We start from the raw sequence: 15,775 nt of genomic DNA, 5'->3' as shown, positions 1-15,775 counted from the left end.
GGGGGTGGCGGCATGGCGACGGTGAACGTACGGGGCGGAGTGCCGGGACAGCGGCAGGAGGAGTCCGCGGAGACCGTCGGGACGGTCGGCGCGAGCCGGGCGCTCGGCCTGCTCCTCGTGATCACCGGGGCGGCCGGGGTGCTGGCCGGCTGGGTGATCACGCTCGACAAGTTCAAGCTCCTGGAGGACCCGAACTTCCAGCCGGGCTGCAGCCTCAACCCGGTCGTGTCCTGCGGCAACATCATGAAGAGCGAGCAGGCGGCGGTCTTCGGCTTCCCGAACCCGATGCTCGGCCTCGTGACGTACGCGATGGTCGTCGCGATCGGCGCCGGGGTGCTCGCCGGTGCCCGCCACCGCGGCTGGTTCTGGCTCGGGCTGAACGCCGGCATGCTCTTCGGCGTCGGATTCTGCACCTGGCTGATGTACCAGTCGCTGTACGAGATCAACGCGCTCTGCCTCTGGTGCTGCCTCGCCTGGGTCGCCACCCTCGTCATGTTCTGGTACGTGACCTCGCACAACGTCCGTTCGGGCGTGCTGCCGGCGCCGGCCGCCGTGAAGGGGTTCTTCGAGGAGTTCACCTTCGCCCTGCCGGTGCTGCACATCGGGATCATCGGCATGCTGATCCTGACGCGCTGGTGGGACTTCTGGACCAGTTGACGTGACCCTCCTCTCCTGGCCGCGGGCCGCACTGACCGTGCTGCTCGCGGCCGTTCTCGCGCTGGTCGTCCTGCCTCCCGGCCGCCTCTCGACCGGGGGGCCCGCGCCCGTGCCCGAGGCCGTTCCCGAGCGCTTGAACGTTCCGTCCGGCTTCTTCACCGGTTCCGACGCGGCGGGGGTGGCGCGGATCGCCGACGTGCAGCGCTGGCTCGGTGGTGCGTCGCTGACCGTCGGGCACACCTACCTCCCCGGCGACCGGTGGTCCAACATCGAGGGCCATCCCGCGCTCTTCGAGCCGTGGGCGCGGTGGAAGGAGGAGCGGCCCGGGCGGCTCTTCGTCCTGAACGTGCCGCTGCTCGACCGCAGCGAGGAGGGGCTGTCGGACGAGGAGGTCCGGGCGGGGCTGCGGCGCGGGGCGGCCGGATCGTACGACGGCCACTTCCGCACGCTGGGCGAGCGGCTGGTGGCGCACCGGCTCTCCGACGCGGTCCTGGTCCTGGGCTGGGAGATGAACGGCACCACCTACAGCCATCGCTGCGGGCCGGACCCCGAGGCCTGGAAGGCGTACTGGAAGCGGGTCGTGGCCGTGCTGCGGGACGTGCCGGGGCAGCGGTTCCGGTTCGACTTCACGGCGAGCCGGGGGCGGGACGCCGTGGAGTGGCCGCGCTGCTACCCGGGCGACGCGTACGTCGACATCATCGGGCTGGACGCCTACGACCAGCCCGAGGGGCTCGGCTTCGAGGAGCAGGTGACGGAGGAGTTCGGGCTCGCGCACCATGTGCGGTTCGCGGCGGCGCACGGCAAGCCCGTCTCGTATCCGGAGTGGGGGCTCTTCCGGAACGGGGACAACCCGGCGTACGTCCGCGGGATGCTCGACTGGTTCGCGCGGCACCGGCCGGTCTACCAGACGTTCACCGACTACTGCCCTCACGGAGTGTGGGGGTGCGCGGACAACCCGGAGTCGGGCGAGGTGGTCAGGGGCGCCCTGGGGGCGCCGGGCGGCCCCTGACCCTTACGCGTCGTAGGCGACCAGGGAGATGCCGACGTAGTGGACGATGAAGGCCGCGAGCGTGAGGGAGTGGAAGACCTCGTGGAAGCCGAACCAGCGGGGGGACGGGTTCGGTCGCTTGAGGCCGTAGATGACCCCGCCCGCGCTGTAGAGCAGGCCGCCGACGATCACCAGGACGAGGACGGCGATGCCGCCGGCCCGCATGAAGTCGGGCAGGAAGAAGACGGCCGCCCAGCCCATCGCGATGTAGCAGGGCGTGTACAGCCAGCGAGGCGCGCCGACCCAGAAGACCCGGAAGGCGATCCCCGCGGCGGCGGCCACCCAGACCGCCCACATGAGCGGGCGCCCGGTCGAGTCGGGGAGGAGCAGCAGGGTCAGCGGGGTGTAGGTGCCCGCGATGATCAGGAAGATGTTCGCGTGGTCGAGGCGCCGCAGGATCGCCTCGCCGCGCGGTCCCCAGTTGCCCCGGTGGTAGAGCGCGCTGATGCCGAAGAGCAGGCAGGCCGTGAGGACGTACACCCCGCAGGCGATCCGGGCGCGCGGCGAGTCGGCGAGGGCGACGAGGACGACGCCCGAGACGATCACCGCGGGAAACATCCCGGCGTGCAGCCATCCCCTCAGCCGGGGCTTCACGAACTGCTCTATCTCGTTCACCGAGGGCATGGCGGAAGTCATGGCTCGAATGCTACCTACGCGTCCGTAGGTCTCGGATATGAGTGGCGATGCTCACGTGGGCGGCCCTCTGGACATATGGGCACTTGCGTCGGATGATCAAATGAGTGTGGTCGGCACCGGATGAGCAGCTACGACGCATCCGGGTCGCAGCCCCCACGGGGCAGACATCAAAAAACCCCTCATCAAGGAGCAATCGTGGCGCGCGACAACGCGGCTCCCACCACCGCCGTCCCCACCCAGCACCAGGAACTGGTCGCCTGGGTGAACGAGATCGCCGAGATCACGCAGCCGGACAGCATCGTCTGGTGCGACGGATCCGAGGCCGAGTACGAGCGCCTGTGCGAGGAGCTCGTCGCGAAGGGCACGTTCAAGAAGCTCGACCCCACGCTGCGCCCGAACTCGTACTACGCCGCCTCCGACCCGTCCGACGTCGCGCGCGTCGAGGACCGGACCTTCATCTGCTCCGAGAAGGAGGAGGACGCGGGCCCGACCAACCACTGGAAGGCCCCGGCGGAGATGAAGGAGATCTTCGCGGGCGAGAAGGGGATCTTCCGCGGTTCGATGAAGGGCCGCACCATGTACGTGGTGCCCTTCTGCATGGGCCCCGTCGGCTCCCCGCTCTCCGCCATCGGCGTCGAGATCACCGACTCCGCGTACGTCGCCGCCTCCATGCGCACCATGACCCGCATGGGACAGGCCGTCCTCGACGAGCTCGGCACCGACGGCTTCTTCGTCAAGGCCGTCCACACCCTCGGCGCCCCGCTCGCGGAGGGCGAGGAGGACGTGCCGTGGCCCTGCAACTCCACCAAGTACATCTCGCACTTCCCGGAGAGCCGCGAGATCTGGTCCTACGGCTCCGGCTACGGCGGCAACGCCCTGCTCGGCAAGAAGTGCTACGCGCTGCGCATCGCCTCCGTCATGGCGCGTGACGAGGGCTGGCTCGCCGAGCACATGCTGGTCCTCAAGCTCACCCCGCCGCAGGGCGAGTCGAAGTACGTCGCGGCCGCGTTCCCGTCCGCCTGTGGCAAGACCAACCTCGCCATGCTGGAGCCCACGATCTCCGGCTGGACGGTCGAGACCATCGGTGACGACATCGCCTGGATGCGCTTCGGCGAGGACGGCCGCCTCTACGCGATCAACCCCGAGGCCGGTTTCTTCGGCGTCGCGCCCGGCACCGGCGAGCACACCAACGCCAACGCCATGAAGACCCTGTGGGGCAACTCCGTCTTCACCAACGTCGCGCTCACCGACGACGGCGACGTGTGGTGGGAGGGCATGACCGAAGAGGCGCCCAAGCACCTCACGGACTGGAAGGGCAACGACTGGACGCCGGAGTCCGAGACGCCGGCCGCCCACCCCAACGCCCGCTTCACCGTCCCGGCCGGCCAGTGCCCGACCATCGCCCCGGAGTGGGAGGACCCGAAGGGCGTGCCGATCTCGGCGATCCTCTTCGGCGGCCGCCGCGCCTCCGCCGTCCCGCTGGTCACCGAGTCCTTCACCTGGCAGCACGGTGTCTTCCTCGGCGCGAACGTCGCCTCCGAGAAGACCGCCGCCGCCGAGGGCAAGGTCGGCGAGCTGCGCCGCGACCCGTTCGCCATGCTGCCGTTCTGCGGCTACAACATGGGCGACTACATGGCCCACTGGATCAAGGTCGGCGCGAACGCGGACCAGTCCAAGCTGCCGAAGATCTACTACGTCAACTGGTTCCGCAAGAACGAGGCCGGGAAGTTCGTCTGGCCCGGCTTCGGCGAGAACAGCCGCGTCCTGAAGTGGATCGTGGAGCGCCTGGAGGGCAAGGCCGAGGGCGTCGAGACCCCGATCGGCATCCTGCCGACCGCCGACGCGCTCGACACCGAAGGCCTGGACCTGCCGGCGGAGGACCTGGAGTTCCTGCTCAAGGTCGACCGTGACGTCTGGCGCGAGGAGGCCGCCCTGGTCCCCGAGCACCTGAACACCTTCGGCGACCACACGCCGAAGGAGCTGTGGGACGAGTACCGCGCGCTGGTCGAGCGCCTGGGCTAGTCACCCGCACCGCGAGACTCGTGGCGGGTCGCCCCGAACACCGCCCTGACCAGTGGGGTCACGAACGGTCCGCCACGATGCATACCGGCCCCCGGAGCCCCCTCACGGCTCCGGGGGCCGGTGCGTTCCCGCATGCCGGTGCGTCCCCGTGTCAGAGCAGCGGCTGAGCCGCCTCGACGGTCGCGATCGCCCGACGGCAGGCGTCGCGGAAATTCAGGAACTCGCCGTTCCAGCTGGTCGCCCGGCCGCCCCGGCTGTCGGGGTCCTCGAAGAGGCTCTTGCGCAGCTCGGTCGTCAGCTCCAGCTGCGCGCCCATGCCGAGCATCGTCCTGTTGCAGGGGTTGGCGGCGTGGTCGCCGTTGTACTCCGTGAGCAGCGAGGCCCAGGCGGGGGCGAGGGAGTCGATCGCCGGGAAGCCCGCCGCGTTCAGCTCCTTCACCAGCTCCGTACGGAACGCCTTGTTGAGGCCGCCGACGACGGCCATCCGGCGGTCGCCGGTCGGGGGGTAGGTGCTGGTGGGCAGCTTCAGCTGGTCGAACGTACAGCCGTGCAGGCTGAGGACGTTGAGGTGGCTCGCTGCGGTCGCCACGGCGACGTGGTCGTCGCAGTTCTTCGAGGTGACGTGCAGGTCCTTGTTGCCGGTGGAGAGCAGGCCCTCGAACATCCAGTAGTCGTGCACGGTCGGCAGGACCGGGGCGCCGGCGGCGTCGCTCGGGCTGTATCCGGCGATGCCCAGACAGAGTTCGCTGGTGCCGATCTCGATGCCACCGCCGTGCAGCGCGAGGATCGCGGTGCGCCGGACCGGGGCGACGGTGGTCATCGAGGTGTCGAACTGCTCGTGGCGGCGGTACCGGCGACTGAAGGTGGTGCCCTCCTGGCCCGCGAGCTCCCGGTACAGCGCGGTGTTCGAGGCGTACTCGGTCTCCGCCGCGGCCGCGGTCGGGGCCGCGTACGCGGGGGCGGCGGAGGCCAGTTGGGCCAGGAGCGGTGAGCCCGCCGTGGCCGCGGCGGCGAACGCGGTGAGCACCGTGCGACGGGAGGCGGCACGGGGAGCGGAAGGGTGATCCGTAGTCATGGCCGGAACATAACCGATCGTGTTGGTGCGGGGGGCTTTCAGCCACGGCGCGGAACAGCCCGTCGGTCAGGACCTGCCGCGTTCCTCCAGATAGCGGGTGTGCGCCTCCTGCCGGATCGCCTCCGCGTCCTGGAGGGCGGCGGCGATCTGCCCCGCCTCCTCGTGGAGCGCGGTCAGCTGCCGTTCGAGATGGCGCTCGGGCGGCTCCGTCCCCGGCGTGACCCGGCTCCACCACCGGGTCCGTACGAAGGTGTCCACCGCCTCCGGGATGTCCTGGCGCACCGCGCGCGCCAGGACGTGCAGGTGCTCCGGGTCGCTGACCCAGCCGGGTTCGAGGAGCGCCTCGACGAGCGTGTCGAGCGCGGTGAGGCGGTCGGCCGCGGCAGGCGGCAGCTCGACCTCGGTGAGATAGGCGCGCAGGGTCGCGAAGTCCGAGCGCAGGGAGTCCAGTTGCTCCTCCGCGTTCGGGAACGCGGGCGCGGGCGGCCGCTCGGGCGGGGCGATCAGCGCCCCCGCCGTGTAGAGGGCCACCACGACCAGGGGCCAGAGCGAGCCGGCCGCGCCGGTGAAGGAGAGGGCCAGCCCCACGATGCCGCAGGCGCTGCCGGTGAGGTTCTTGCGGGACTCCAGGTACCGCATGACCGGGTTACTGGTAGCCACGGATCTCCTCGAAGGCTCCGTCGAGCGAGCCCTGGGTGGCGTCGAAGAGCCGGCCGCCGGTGAGACTCGCGATGTGGTCGAGGGCGGTGCGGTCGGAGTCCCCGAAGACGATCGGGAAGACCGGCGTCCGCTTCTGGGCGGGAGGCAGCTCCTGGTAGAAGGCGTCGAACGCGCCGGCCGGGTCGCCGTCGGTGTTCTCGCCGTCCGTCATCAGCACGATCGAGGTGAACGTGTCGCCCTCGGGGCCGGTGCCGAGGTGTTCGTACGCCTCCTTGAGGCTGGAGTAGATCGCCGTGCCGCCCGAGGCGGAGAGCCCGTTCGCCTGGGTGCGCAGGGCATCGATGGCCTTCTTCGGGGCGGCCGGGTCGACCGTGTACGTGCGTACCTCGTTCTGCTTCACCGACGTGCCGAACGGCATCAGGGTGACCGTCTCGCGGTCCCGGAAGTCCTCGGTCAGCTCGGCGAGGGCCGACCTGAGCCGTTGTAGCCGCTCGCCTTGCATGGAGCCCGAGGTGTCGAGGACGTAGACCGTGCGCGAGGGGCGGCGGAGCTTGTTCTCGTACGCGTCGAGGAGGCCGTCGGCGACGGCGCGGCTGCCGGGGAACGGCAGTTCGCGGCGCTGGTCGGCGGTGAGCGGCTTCGCGAGCTCCACGCCCGGGACCACCGGGCGGCGCAGCGTCCGGTTGGTGATCATCCGCTGGGCCTCGGGCGTACGGAGATGGGCGGTGAGGCGCGCGGCGGCCTGCTTGGCCTCCGGGCTCGCCGCGGTGAGCAGCGTGAAGGGGTAGTCGGCGGTGACGACACCGTCGGCGGGGCGGACGACCGTGAGCTTCTCGGCCGAGTTGAGCAGCACCGACTCGTAGTTGATCAGCGCGTCGACGTCCGTGCGACGGGACCAGGCGGTGGCCAGCCAGCCGGAGGAACCGGAGGTCAGCTTCTGGCCCCCGAAGAACTCCTTCAGCTTCGGCGTGGCCGCGGTGACGTCCTTCTCGGTGAGGGCGGACTGGGCGCCGGAGAGACCGGAGGCGATCGAGACGAGGGCGGAGAAGCCGGAGTTGGAGCGGGCCGGGTCGGTCATGCCGTAACCGAGCTTCTTGTCGGCGACGGCCTGGTGGATCTGCGACCAGGTGACCTTCGCGGGGTCCCAGCCGAGCGCGGACACGGCGCCCGGGCGGACGCCGAGGGCGACCGGCGAGGTCATGATCGGCGTCTCGCCGGTGATCTTCTTCGCGGTGTCGGGGCGCAGCCGCAGATAGTCGTTGGAGGAGAGCCAGACCGCGTCGTACGCCTTCTCCGCCGCGCCGGACGCGATCTGCTCGACGGCGTCGAGCGTGCCGGCGTAGGTCGGCCTGACGGTGACCCCGGTCTTCGTCCGGGCCTCTTCGAGGACGGGCTCCATGTCGGCGAGTTCGGAGGAGGCGAGGACGCGCAGGGTGTACGGGGCGCCGGCGTGGTCGCCCCCCGTGCCGTCGCCGTCTCCGCCGCCCCCGCCGCCGTCGGTGCAGGCGGCGGCCAGGGTCAACGCCGCGAGGAGGGCGAGCGCGGATGCCGCGCGGCGGCGCAGGGATCTCATTCGAGGCCGCCTTCCAGGGCGCTCGCACGGCGGGCGCGGCCCAGATAGGCGCTCGCGGTCTGGAGTTCGGCGGTCAGGGACTCGACCGTGGCCGCCATCGACTCGGTCGCCCGCACCTTGTACGTGTCGATCGCGTCGAGCGTCCGGTAGATCTGCTGGAACGCCGTGCGCAGCGTCTCCACGCCCACCGCCGGGTCGGCGGCGATGCGCTGGATCTCGCCGCTCTGGGTCGCCAGCATCTCCGCGTTGCCCCGGATCAGGTCCTCGGTCGTCGAGCGCAGCACGTCGACCTGCTCGGCCACCTTGCGCTGGTTCTCCAGGGCGGAGGAGAGCATGACCGCGATGCGCAGCGCCGAGACCGTGGTCGTCGCCGCCCGCTCGACACCCTTGATCAGCTCGTCGTTGTTGCGCCGGACGACGTCCATCGCCAGGTATCCCTGTGCGCAGACGGCGAGTTGCGTCAGCAGGTCCTGGTGCTTCTGGCGGACCGGGAAGAGCACGTCGGAGCGGAGCGCGTCCGCGGCCGCCAGGTCCGGGGTCAACGCGATCCGCTCCTCGACGGCCGCGTCGAGGGCCTCGGTGAGCACCGCGTACTCCTGGAGCTTGCCCATGGTCTCCCAGAGCCGGGCCCGCTCGGTCTGCAACGCCGCGTTGTCGCGGCGCAGTTCGTCCTGGCCGCCACGGAGCGTACCGACGATCTTCGTCAGCGTGCCCTGCGAGGAGGCGTACTTGGCGACGTGGTCGCGGAGCCTGTTGCCGCCGGGCAGCTTGGACAGGAACTTGCGCGCGCCCCTGCCGGGGGTGTCCCGGGGGTCGAGGTCCTCGACCGTCCGGCGCAGCTCGACGAGCGAGGAACCGACCCGGGACTGCGCGTCGCCGCCCGCCTCGCTCAGCGAGCGGACCGTGCGGTCGAGCATGCGGTTCGACTGGGCGGCCGCGCTGCGCATCTCACCGGCCCCGAGGGCCGCGATCTCCCCGATGCGGCCCGCGAACTCGGGTGAGCGGGTGTCGAGCCCGGCGAGCGAGTCGACGTACTCGACCGCGCGCCGGCTCGTCTCCGTGACGACCGAGTCGTCCAGCGGCACGAGACCCGAGGCCTGCTCGGGGCGGACCGGGGGCACCGGCTCCGGCGGGGTCAGGACCAGCTGGGCGGTGGCGGGGTCGTGGGGCGTGGGCGTGGGCGTGGGCGTGCGAGGGTCGGGCGTGGTCATGCGGTGTCCCCCTGGTTGCGGGCCCGTCGCGCCATGTCGTGCAGCACCTCGCTGGTGGGCACGGGGGCCTGGCGGACCCCGGTCAGATTCTGGTTGAGGCGGTCCGCGAGTTCCGCGGTGGCGGCCGTGAACTCGGCGGCGGCACCCTGCGGGCGGAAGCCGTGGCGCACCGCGAGCTCGCGCAACTCCTTGTCGTTCGTCAGGAGTTCACCGAGCTCGCGACCGCTGTCGGTGAGCGGGACGACCGTGTGGTCGCTGATCACCGTGGTGTCCGGGTAGAGCACGACGAGGTCGCCCATCTGCCGCTTCGCGAGGAGCTGGGAGGCCACCTGGGACTCGTAGACGAGCACCAGCTGGTTGCCGACGCCGCTGATGAAGTCGCGGAACGGGGCGTCGGAGCTGGACTGCTGGGCCCCCTGGACCTCGATCAGCTTGCGCATCAGCGGTGCCGTACGGTTCACGGCCGCCTTGTCGCCCGCCACCTTGCCGCCGTCGGCGACGAAGCTCGCGGCGGCGAGGTAGAGCGCGCCGGAGTTGGAGGCGACGGGGTCGGTCGAGGTGATGAACACCGTGCCGCTCAGCTCCGGCCTCCCGGCCGAGCCCTTGAGCTGCTGCCAGGTCCGGTCGGCCTTCGCGGCCTTCAGGTACGGCTCCATGCGCAGGGTGCCGGTCTGGCCCCCCGGGCTGAACGCGACCAGGCCGTTGTCGGCGAGCACCTCGGCGGCCCCCCGGTGGGCGACGACGACCAGCGGCGAGTAGAAGGGCCGCAGCGCGGCGGCCTTCACCCCGTTCTTGGCGCGCAGCTCGTCGGCGGGCGCCTTGGCGGACGGGAACGCGAAGTCGTAGCCCTTGAGGGGCAGTTCCTCCATGTCCCAGGACCCGGAGGTCTCCGTCCGCACGGTGAAGCCCTCGTCGGCCAGGGCCTGCACCACCTTGGGGTCGGCGAAGAACTCCGCCTTCTCCGACCCGATCACTCCTCGCACGGTCTTCGTTGCCGTGCCCTTGTCCTTGCCGCCGCCCATGAGGAGGACGGTGGCCACACCGCCCAGGAGCAGGACGGCCAGGACGATTCCCAGGATGCGTCTCACGAGGGCAGATTGCTCGCGGAAGCCCACATTCCAGGGGGAGTTGGGTGTACGAGGGGTGAAGTGGTGATCCCGGTACGGAACCGGAGTGCGAGGAACTGGCGTGTGGGCGCGGGGGTTGGGGGTTCAGGGGTGGAGGGTGCAGAGCCTGGGCTCGCCCCGCTCGCCTGACGTGGGTGGCTCCCGTGCGTCTGACGTGGGTGGCTCCCGGCCCGCGCGGCGGTGACGCGCGCGGACCGGGGCCGTCAGGGGGTGGTGACCAGTTCGGGTGCGGTCTCCGGTGCGGTCAGGGCCGCGGTGTGGGCGTCCATGCGCTCGGCGGCCAGGATCGCGGCGGCCGTGTCGGCCCGGGAGGCGGCGACGACCAGGGCACGGCCCGCGAGGGCGTGCGCGCGCCGGTGGAGCGACGGGGTGTCCGAGCCGCTCAGCCCCGCGTGCCGGGCCGGCGGCGCGCCGCGCAGTCGCGCGACCTGCCGGGCGATGAGGTCGCCGGCCTCCGTGTCGCCCAGCTCGTCCGTGACGGCGAGCAGCGCGGCGAGATGTCCGGCGAGCTGGATGTCCAGCTCCTCCTCGCGGGAGCGGTGCGGGTACGCGTTCTGGTCGTCGTCGGCCATCCGGTGGACCGACTTCGTGCGGATCGGTTCGTACATGGGGATGGCCTCCTGAGTATCTCTGGATCCATCCTAGCTTAGATTCAATCTAAAGTTGAGTGGGGTCTGAAGGCCGGCGCGGCTACGGCTGGCTGTAGCCGTCCAGGAACGTGCCGATCCGGGTCACCGCGTCCGCCAGGTCCGCGGCGTTCGGCAGCGTGACGATCCGGAAGTGGTCCGGCTCGTGCCAGTTGAACCCGGTGCCGTGGACCACCATGATCTTCTCGGCCCGCAGCAGGTCGAGAACCATCTGGCGGTCGTCCTTGACCTTGTAGACGCTCGGGTCGAGCCGGGGGAAGAGATACAGCGCGCCCTTCGGCTTCACGCAGGTCACGCCCGGGATCTGCGTCAGCAGGTCGTACGCCACGTCCCGCTGCTCCAGGAGCCGCCCGCCCGGCAGCACCAGGTCCTCGATCGACTGCCGGCCCTGCAGGGCGGCGGCCACCGCGTGCTGCGCCGGCATGTTGGCGCACAGCCGCATGTTGGCGAGGATCGTCAGACCCTCGATGTACGAGGAGGCGTGCGCCTTGGGGCCGCACACCGCGAGCCAGCCGGAGCGGAAGCCGGCCACCCGGTAGTTCTTGCTCATCCCGTTGAAGGTGAGGACGAGGAGGTCGGGCGCGATGGCGGCGGTGGGGGTGTGCGTGGCGCCGTCGTAGAGGATCTTGTCGTAGATCTCGTCCGAGCAGACGACCAGGTTGTGGCGGCGGGCGATCTCGGTGAGGGAGCGGAGCATCTCGTCGTCGTAGACGGCACCCGTGGGGTTGTTCGGGTTGATGATCACGATCGCCTTGGTGCGGTCGGTGATCTTCCGCTCGATGTCGGCGAGGTCCGGCATCCAGTCCGCCTGCTCGTCGCAGCGGTAGTGCACGGCCGTGCCACCGGCCAGGGAGACCGAGGCGGTCCACAGCGGGTAGTCCGGGGCGGGGACGAGCACCTCGTCGCCGTCGTCGAGCAGCGCCTGCATCGACATCTGGATCAGCTCGGAGACGCCGTTGCCCAGGTAGATGTCCTCGACGGAGAGCGGAATGCCCTTGGTCTCGTAGTGGCTCATCACCGCGCGCCGGGCCGAGAGCAGGCCCTTCGCGTCACCGTAACCGTGCGCGTCGGCGAGGTTGCGCAGGACGTCCTCGAGGATCGCCGGCGGGCACTCGAAGCCGAAGGCGGCCGGGTTTCCGGTGTTGAGCTTGAGGATGCGATGACCCGCAGCCTCAAGCCGCATCGCCTCTTCGAGCACCGGACCCCGGATTTCGTAACAGACGTTGGCGAGCTTCGTGGACTGGATCACCTGCATGCCGAGAGCTTACGGCGGGGTGGCGCGAGGCGCCTCGTGTTTTGGGACACGTCGGGCGGAACGGGAACCTCGGGCACGCGCGTCCGGAATGTGACCTGGCTCGCTCCACGCGGCCCCGCTCCCTAGAATTCGGCGCCATGAGCCACGAGGACCACCGCGCCGTAGGCGCCTCACCGGCCGGCGGGGCCGGGGGACGTCGCCGCCGGCACGCGCCGCCACGGTCACGCGCGGGCGCGCGATGGCTGCTCGCCGGCGGCGGAGTCGTCGGGCTCGGGCTCCTCGTCGCGGCCCTCGCCGGCGCCTTCCGCGCCGGGGAGACCGTCGGGACGCCCACGGGAGACGACGGGCGCCCGGGGCCGCCCTCGCTGATCCAGGCCGATCCCCCGGGCGGGGGAGAGGCCGGCGGCGAGGAGGAGGGGACCGGGGCCTCGTCGAGCGGCGCCTCGCCGGGCCCGGGCGCCACGACCGCACCGGCCGACCCGAGCGCGACCCCGTCGGCGACCCGGTCGGGGACCACGACCACGACCGCCTCGCCCTCCGCCACGGCCGACGCCCTGGAGGGGGACTCCCCGGACAGGATGGAGAAGCCCGGAAAGTCGGGCTCGGCCCCGGGGGCGTCCAAGCGCCCCAGGTAGGTTGACCCCTCATGTGGGTTTTGGGTGCAGCCGGCTGTCGGTGGGCAGGTGCGGTCGGGGCGCTGGCCGTCGCCGTGGGCGGGTACGCGGCCGGGACGCTGCCGGAACGCGAACCGTGGGGCCTGTGGGCCGCACGGGGGACGGCGACGACGGTGGCGGGCGCGATCCTGGCCTATCTGGGGCTCACGGTGCTGGTCGTGGCGTGGCTGCGGTACGGGACGCTGCTCGCGCGGGGCGTGGACGAGGCGCGCGAGCGGGTGCACGTCACCCTGGGCCTGTGGTCGGCGCCGCTGGTCCTGGCGCCGCCGCTGTACAGCGCCGACGTGTACAGCTACGTCGCGCAGGGCGCGATGGTCCTGGAGGGGCACGACGTGTACGGCGCAGGGCCGTCCGTGCTCGGCCCCGGCGACCTCGGCGCGGACGCGGCGGCGAGCGTCGGCGGGCACTGGACGGACACCCCCGCGCCGTACGGGCCGGTCTTCCTGGTGCTCGCCCAGGCGGTGGTCCGGCTCACCGGCGGGGAGATCGTGCCGGCGGTCGTGGGAATGCGCCTGATCGCCCTCGCCGCGCTCGCTCTCGTCGTGTGGGCGGTGCGGGGGCTCGGGGGAGGCGGCGGGGCGGTGTGGCTGGCCGCCCTCAACCCGCTGCTGCTGATCCATGTCGTCGGCGGGACGCACAACGACGGGCTGATGATCGGGCTCATGCTGAGCGGCGTGCTCCTGGCGAGCCGGGGGCGGTGGGTGCTCGGCAGCGTGCTGGTGGGGCTCGCCGTGATGATCAAGTCGCCTGCGGCGGTCGCGCTGCTCTTCGTCGGGGTGATGATCGCGCGCCGCGAGGGCGGGGCACGCGGGGTCGCCAAGGGCCTCGTCCTGCCCGGCCTCGTCGCCGCCGGGGTCGCGGTGGTGGCGACGGTGGCGGCCGGGACCGGCTTCGGCTGGCTGCGGACGCAGAGCGTGGCGGGGGCGATCCACACGGCGTTGTCGGTGACGAGCGACGTGGGGCTGGGGCTTGGCCTGCTGCTCGGGGACGACCCCGACCCGGTGAAGGGCCTCGTGCAGAAGCTGGGGCTCCTCGCGGCGGGGGCGATCATTCTGGCGCTCGGGTGGCGGGCGTGGCGGGGGCGGATCGATCCGGTGCTGGGGCTGGGGTTGTCGCTGGTCGCGTTGGTGGCGCTGTCGCCGATGGTTCAGCCCTGGTACCTGCTGTGGGGGGTGGTGGTCGTGGCGGCCGTCGCGTGGCGGACGCTGGTCGGGCAGGTGCTCGCCGTCGTCTCGGCGGCGCTGGTGTACGAGACGGCGCCGTCCGGGTCCACGCCCTGGTACGGGTTCGTGGCGGCGGGGGTTGTGCTGGTGCTGGGCCTCCTGTGGGTGCGACGGGAGCCGTGGGTGGGGCCTGGGCCGCGCACCGGCCCCGTGGTGGACAGGGACGTGGAGCGGACGGGCCCGTAAGGGCGCCGTCCCGTGTGCCCGCCCTCCCCCAAGCTCGCGGCTTCGCTCGAGCAGGGGGCCCCATCGCCCTGCGGGACGATTGCCCACACAGGGCCTGGGGCGGGCCGGACGTGCTTGCCCCGCGCGGGACTGGTCGCCGGCCCGCGCCGGTCAGGGGGCGGGCGGCCTTCGGATGGATCGGCCTGCGAGGACGTCCGTCCTCCGGCCGTCCTCCATGACGAACCGGCCGTCGATCAGGACGTGCGGGATGCCCACCGGGAGGGTGCGCGGGGCGTCGTACGTCGAGCCCGCCGCCACCGTCGTCGGGTCGAAGAGGACCAGGTCCGCCACGTAGCCCTCGCGGACCAGGCCTCGGTCCGGGAGGCGGAGGCGGGCCGCCGGGCGGGAGGTCAGGTGGGCCACGCACTCCTCCAGGGAGAGGACGCCCTCCTCGCGGACGTACTTCCCCAGGTACTGCGGGAACGTCCCGTACGCCCTCGGGTGAGGCTTGAAGCCCTGGAGGATGCCGTCCGAGCCGCCCGTGTGCACGCGGTGGCGCATGATCGTGCGGACGTTCTCCTCATGGCCGACGTGCTGGAGGATCGTCGAGCCCAGCCTGTCGTCGATCAGGAGGCGCCGGGCCGTCGCCCAGGGCGCCTCGCCGCGCATCTCCGCGGATCGGGCGATCGTTTTTCCTACGCAGGACGCGAGCCCCGGGTCGCTCACCCCCGAGATCTCGATCGTCTCCCACTCGATCGGCACCCCGTGGCAGCCGTCCGAGCCGATCTCCTCCAGGTGGTGGCGGATGCGTTCGGCGGTCTCCTCGTCCTTCAGGCGCGCCAGCAGCGCCTCAGGGCCGCCCTCCGCCGCCCAGCTCGGCAGCACCGCGACCAGCGTCGTACAGCCCGGCGTGTAGGGGTACGTGTCCAGGGTGATGTCCGCGCCCTCCGCCAGGGCCCCGTCGAGAAGGGCCAGCAGGTCGGGGGCCTTGCCCTTGTTCACGCCGAAGTTCATCGTCGCGTGCGCCAGGTGCAGCGCGCACCCCGCCTCCCGGGCGAGGGTGACCATCTCCTCGTACGCCTGGAGCGCACCGGCGCCGTACGAGCGGTGGTGCGGGCAGTAGTAGCCGCCGTACCGGGCCACGACCTTGCAGAGCTCGGTCAGTTCGGCGTCCTTCGCGTACATGCCGGGCGTGTACGTCAGGCCCGAGGACATGCCCACCGCGCCCTGCTCCATGCCCTCGGCCACCAGTTGCCGCATCCGGTTCAGCTCCGCCACGGTGGCGGGGCGGTCGTCCCAGCCGACCGCGTACATCCGGACCGTGCCCTGCGGGATCAGGTACGCCGCGTTGACCGCGATGCCCCGGTCCAGGCGGTCCAGGTACTCGCCGACCGTGCGCCAGTCGAAGTCGACGGTCGTGTCTCCGGGCGCACCGCCGTTCCAGCCGGTGATCGCCCGGCGGACCTCCGCGAGTGTGCGGTCGTCGACCGGGGCGTACGAGAGGCCGTCCTGGCCCAGCACTTCGATGGTCACGCCCTGGGCGACCTTCGCGGTGTGTTCCGGGTCGCGCAGCAGCGCGAGGTCGGAGTGCGCGTGCATGTCGATGAAGCCGGGGGACAGGGCGAGGCCTTCGGCGTCCAGGACACGCCGGGCGGTGGGGCGCTGGCAGCCCGCCGCCGCGCCCTCCTTGACGATGGCGGCGATGCGGCCGCCGTCGACGGCGACGTCGGCGCGGTACGACTGTCCGCCGGAGCCGTCGACGACGTCCACGTCGCGGATGACGAGGTCCATGGTGACCGGCT

General features: G+C 71.8%; 14 protein-coding genes. 5 read left to right on the top strand and 9 right to left on the bottom strand.

Features of this window, described 5'->3' with window-relative positions; genetic code table 11:
• The first annotated feature begins 12 nt into the window (after positions 1-12).
• Positions 13-657, top strand: coding sequence for a vitamin K epoxide reductase family protein (locus tag ACWF79_RS09140; protein WP_453727405.1), 645 nt, complete (start codon positions 13-15; stop codon positions 655-657).
• Position 658: 1 nt separating this feature from the next.
• A complete protein-coding gene (locus ACWF79_RS09135; protein ID WP_453727404.1) occupies positions 659-1,666 on the top strand; it encodes a glycoside hydrolase family 26 protein in 1,008 nt (335 codons plus the stop codon).
• 3 nt (positions 1,667-1,669) lie between these two features.
• On the opposite strand, the gene trhA is transcribed toward ACWF79_RS09135, so the two are convergent.
• Positions 1,670-2,341, bottom strand: coding sequence for a PAQR family membrane homeostasis protein TrhA (gene trhA / locus ACWF79_RS09130; protein ID WP_453727403.1), 672 nt, complete (start codon positions 2,339-2,341; stop codon positions 1,670-1,672).
• 195 nt (positions 2,342-2,536) lie between these two features.
• On the opposite strand from trhA, the gene ACWF79_RS09125 reads away from it, so the two are divergent.
• Positions 2,537-4,363, top strand: coding sequence for a phosphoenolpyruvate carboxykinase (GTP) (locus ACWF79_RS09125; RefSeq protein WP_453727402.1), 1,827 nt, complete (start codon positions 2,537-2,539; stop codon positions 4,361-4,363).
• A gap of 151 nt (positions 4,364-4,514) precedes the next feature.
• On the opposite strand, the gene ACWF79_RS09120 is transcribed toward ACWF79_RS09125, so the two are convergent.
• The 7 genes from ACWF79_RS09120 to ACWF79_RS09090 all read right to left on the bottom strand — a co-directional run bounded on the left by ACWF79_RS09120 (position 4,515) and on the right by ACWF79_RS09090 (position 11,911).
• Complete coding sequence (locus ACWF79_RS09120) at positions 4,515-5,438, bottom strand: poly-gamma-glutamate hydrolase family protein (protein ID WP_453727401.1); 924 nt, start codon at positions 5,436-5,438, stop codon at positions 4,515-4,517.
• A 66-nt stretch (positions 5,439-5,504) separates the two neighbouring features.
• Positions 5,505-6,077 (bottom strand): hypothetical protein, encoded by a 573-nt coding sequence (locus ACWF79_RS09115; protein ID WP_453727461.1) that lies wholly within the window; start codon positions 6,075-6,077, stop codon positions 5,505-5,507.
• Between the two features lie 7 nt (positions 6,078-6,084).
• Positions 6,085-7,671 (bottom strand): substrate-binding and vWA domain-containing protein, encoded by a 1,587-nt coding sequence (locus ACWF79_RS09110; protein WP_453727400.1) that lies wholly within the window; start codon positions 7,669-7,671, stop codon positions 6,085-6,087.
• A complete protein-coding gene (locus ACWF79_RS09105) occupies positions 7,668-8,882 on the bottom strand; it encodes a toxic anion resistance protein (RefSeq protein ID WP_453727399.1) in 1,215 nt (404 codons plus the stop codon). The genes ACWF79_RS09110 and ACWF79_RS09105 overlap by 4 nt, the downstream gene beginning before the upstream one ends.
• Complete coding sequence (locus ACWF79_RS09100) at positions 8,879-9,997, bottom strand: hypothetical protein (protein WP_453727398.1); 1,119 nt, start codon at positions 9,995-9,997, stop codon at positions 8,879-8,881. The genes ACWF79_RS09105 and ACWF79_RS09100 overlap by 4 nt, the downstream gene beginning before the upstream one ends.
• 215 nt (positions 9,998-10,212) lie before the next feature.
• The gene (locus tag ACWF79_RS09095) at positions 10,213-10,617 is read right to left on the bottom strand and encodes an SCO4983 family protein (protein WP_453727397.1); all 405 of its coding nucleotides are present in this window, start codon (positions 10,615-10,617) and stop codon (positions 10,213-10,215) included.
• Between the two features lie 82 nt (positions 10,618-10,699).
• Positions 10,700-11,911 (bottom strand): pyridoxal phosphate-dependent aminotransferase, encoded by a 1,212-nt coding sequence (locus tag ACWF79_RS09090; protein WP_453727396.1) that lies wholly within the window; start codon positions 11,909-11,911, stop codon positions 10,700-10,702.
• A 137-nt stretch (positions 11,912-12,048) separates the two neighbouring features.
• On the opposite strand from ACWF79_RS09090, the gene ACWF79_RS09085 reads away from it, so the two are divergent.
• On the top strand, positions 12,049-12,546 hold the full coding sequence (locus ACWF79_RS09085; RefSeq protein ID WP_453727395.1) for a hypothetical protein: 498 nt from the start codon (positions 12,049-12,051) through the stop codon (positions 12,544-12,546).
• 11 nt (positions 12,547-12,557) lie between these two features.
• Entirely contained in the window at positions 12,558-13,994 is a 1,437-nt protein-coding gene (gene mptB / locus ACWF79_RS09080; protein ID WP_453727394.1) for a polyprenol phosphomannose-dependent alpha 1,6 mannosyltransferase MptB, read from the top strand.
• Positions 13,995-14,144: 150 nt separating this feature from the next.
• On the opposite strand, the gene ACWF79_RS09075 is transcribed toward mptB, so the two are convergent.
• Positions 14,145-15,764, bottom strand: coding sequence for an N-acyl-D-amino-acid deacylase family protein (locus tag ACWF79_RS09075; RefSeq protein WP_453727393.1), 1,620 nt, complete (start codon positions 15,762-15,764; stop codon positions 14,145-14,147).
• Between the last annotated feature and the right edge of the window lie 11 nt (positions 15,765-15,775).

It is taken from the genome of Streptomyces sp. NPDC054975 (assembly GCF_053609105.1).
Note: the sequence above shows the minus strand (reverse complement) of the source record. Positions and strands in the feature narration are given on the sequence as shown.

Excerpts from the sequence above, each read along its gene's own strand:
- ACWF79_RS09140 (WP_453727405.1), top strand. The coding sequence starts at position 13 with ATGGCGACGGTGAACGTACGGGGCGGAGTGCCGGGACAGCGGCAGGAG.
- trhA (WP_453727403.1), bottom strand. The coding sequence starts at position 2,341 with ATGACTTCCGCCATGCCCTCGGTGAACGAGATAGAGCAGTTCGTGAAG.
- ACWF79_RS09120 (WP_453727401.1), bottom strand. The coding sequence starts at position 5,438 with ATGACTACGGATCACCCTTCCGCTCCCCGTGCCGCCTCCCGTCGCACG.
- ACWF79_RS09115 (WP_453727461.1), bottom strand. The coding sequence starts at position 6,077 with ATGCGGTACCTGGAGTCCCGCAAGAACCTCACCGGCAGCGCCTGCGGC.
- ACWF79_RS09110 (WP_453727400.1), bottom strand. The coding sequence starts at position 7,671 with ATGAGATCCCTGCGCCGCCGCGCGGCATCCGCGCTCGCCCTCCTCGCG.
- ACWF79_RS09105 (WP_453727399.1), bottom strand. The coding sequence starts at position 8,882 with ATGACCACGCCCGACCCTCGCACGCCCACGCCCACGCCCACGCCCCAC.
- ACWF79_RS09095 (WP_453727397.1), bottom strand. The coding sequence starts at position 10,617 with ATGTACGAACCGATCCGCACGAAGTCGGTCCACCGGATGGCCGACGAC.
- ACWF79_RS09090 (WP_453727396.1), bottom strand. The coding sequence starts at position 11,911 with ATGCAGGTGATCCAGTCCACGAAGCTCGCCAACGTCTGTTACGAAATC.
- ACWF79_RS09085 (WP_453727395.1), top strand. The coding sequence starts at position 12,049 with ATGAGCCACGAGGACCACCGCGCCGTAGGCGCCTCACCGGCCGGCGGG.
- mptB (WP_453727394.1), top strand. The coding sequence starts at position 12,558 with ATGTGGGTTTTGGGTGCAGCCGGCTGTCGGTGGGCAGGTGCGGTCGGG.
- ACWF79_RS09075 (WP_453727393.1), bottom strand. The coding sequence starts at position 15,764 with ATGGACCTCGTCATCCGCGACGTGGACGTCGTCGACGGCTCCGGCGGA.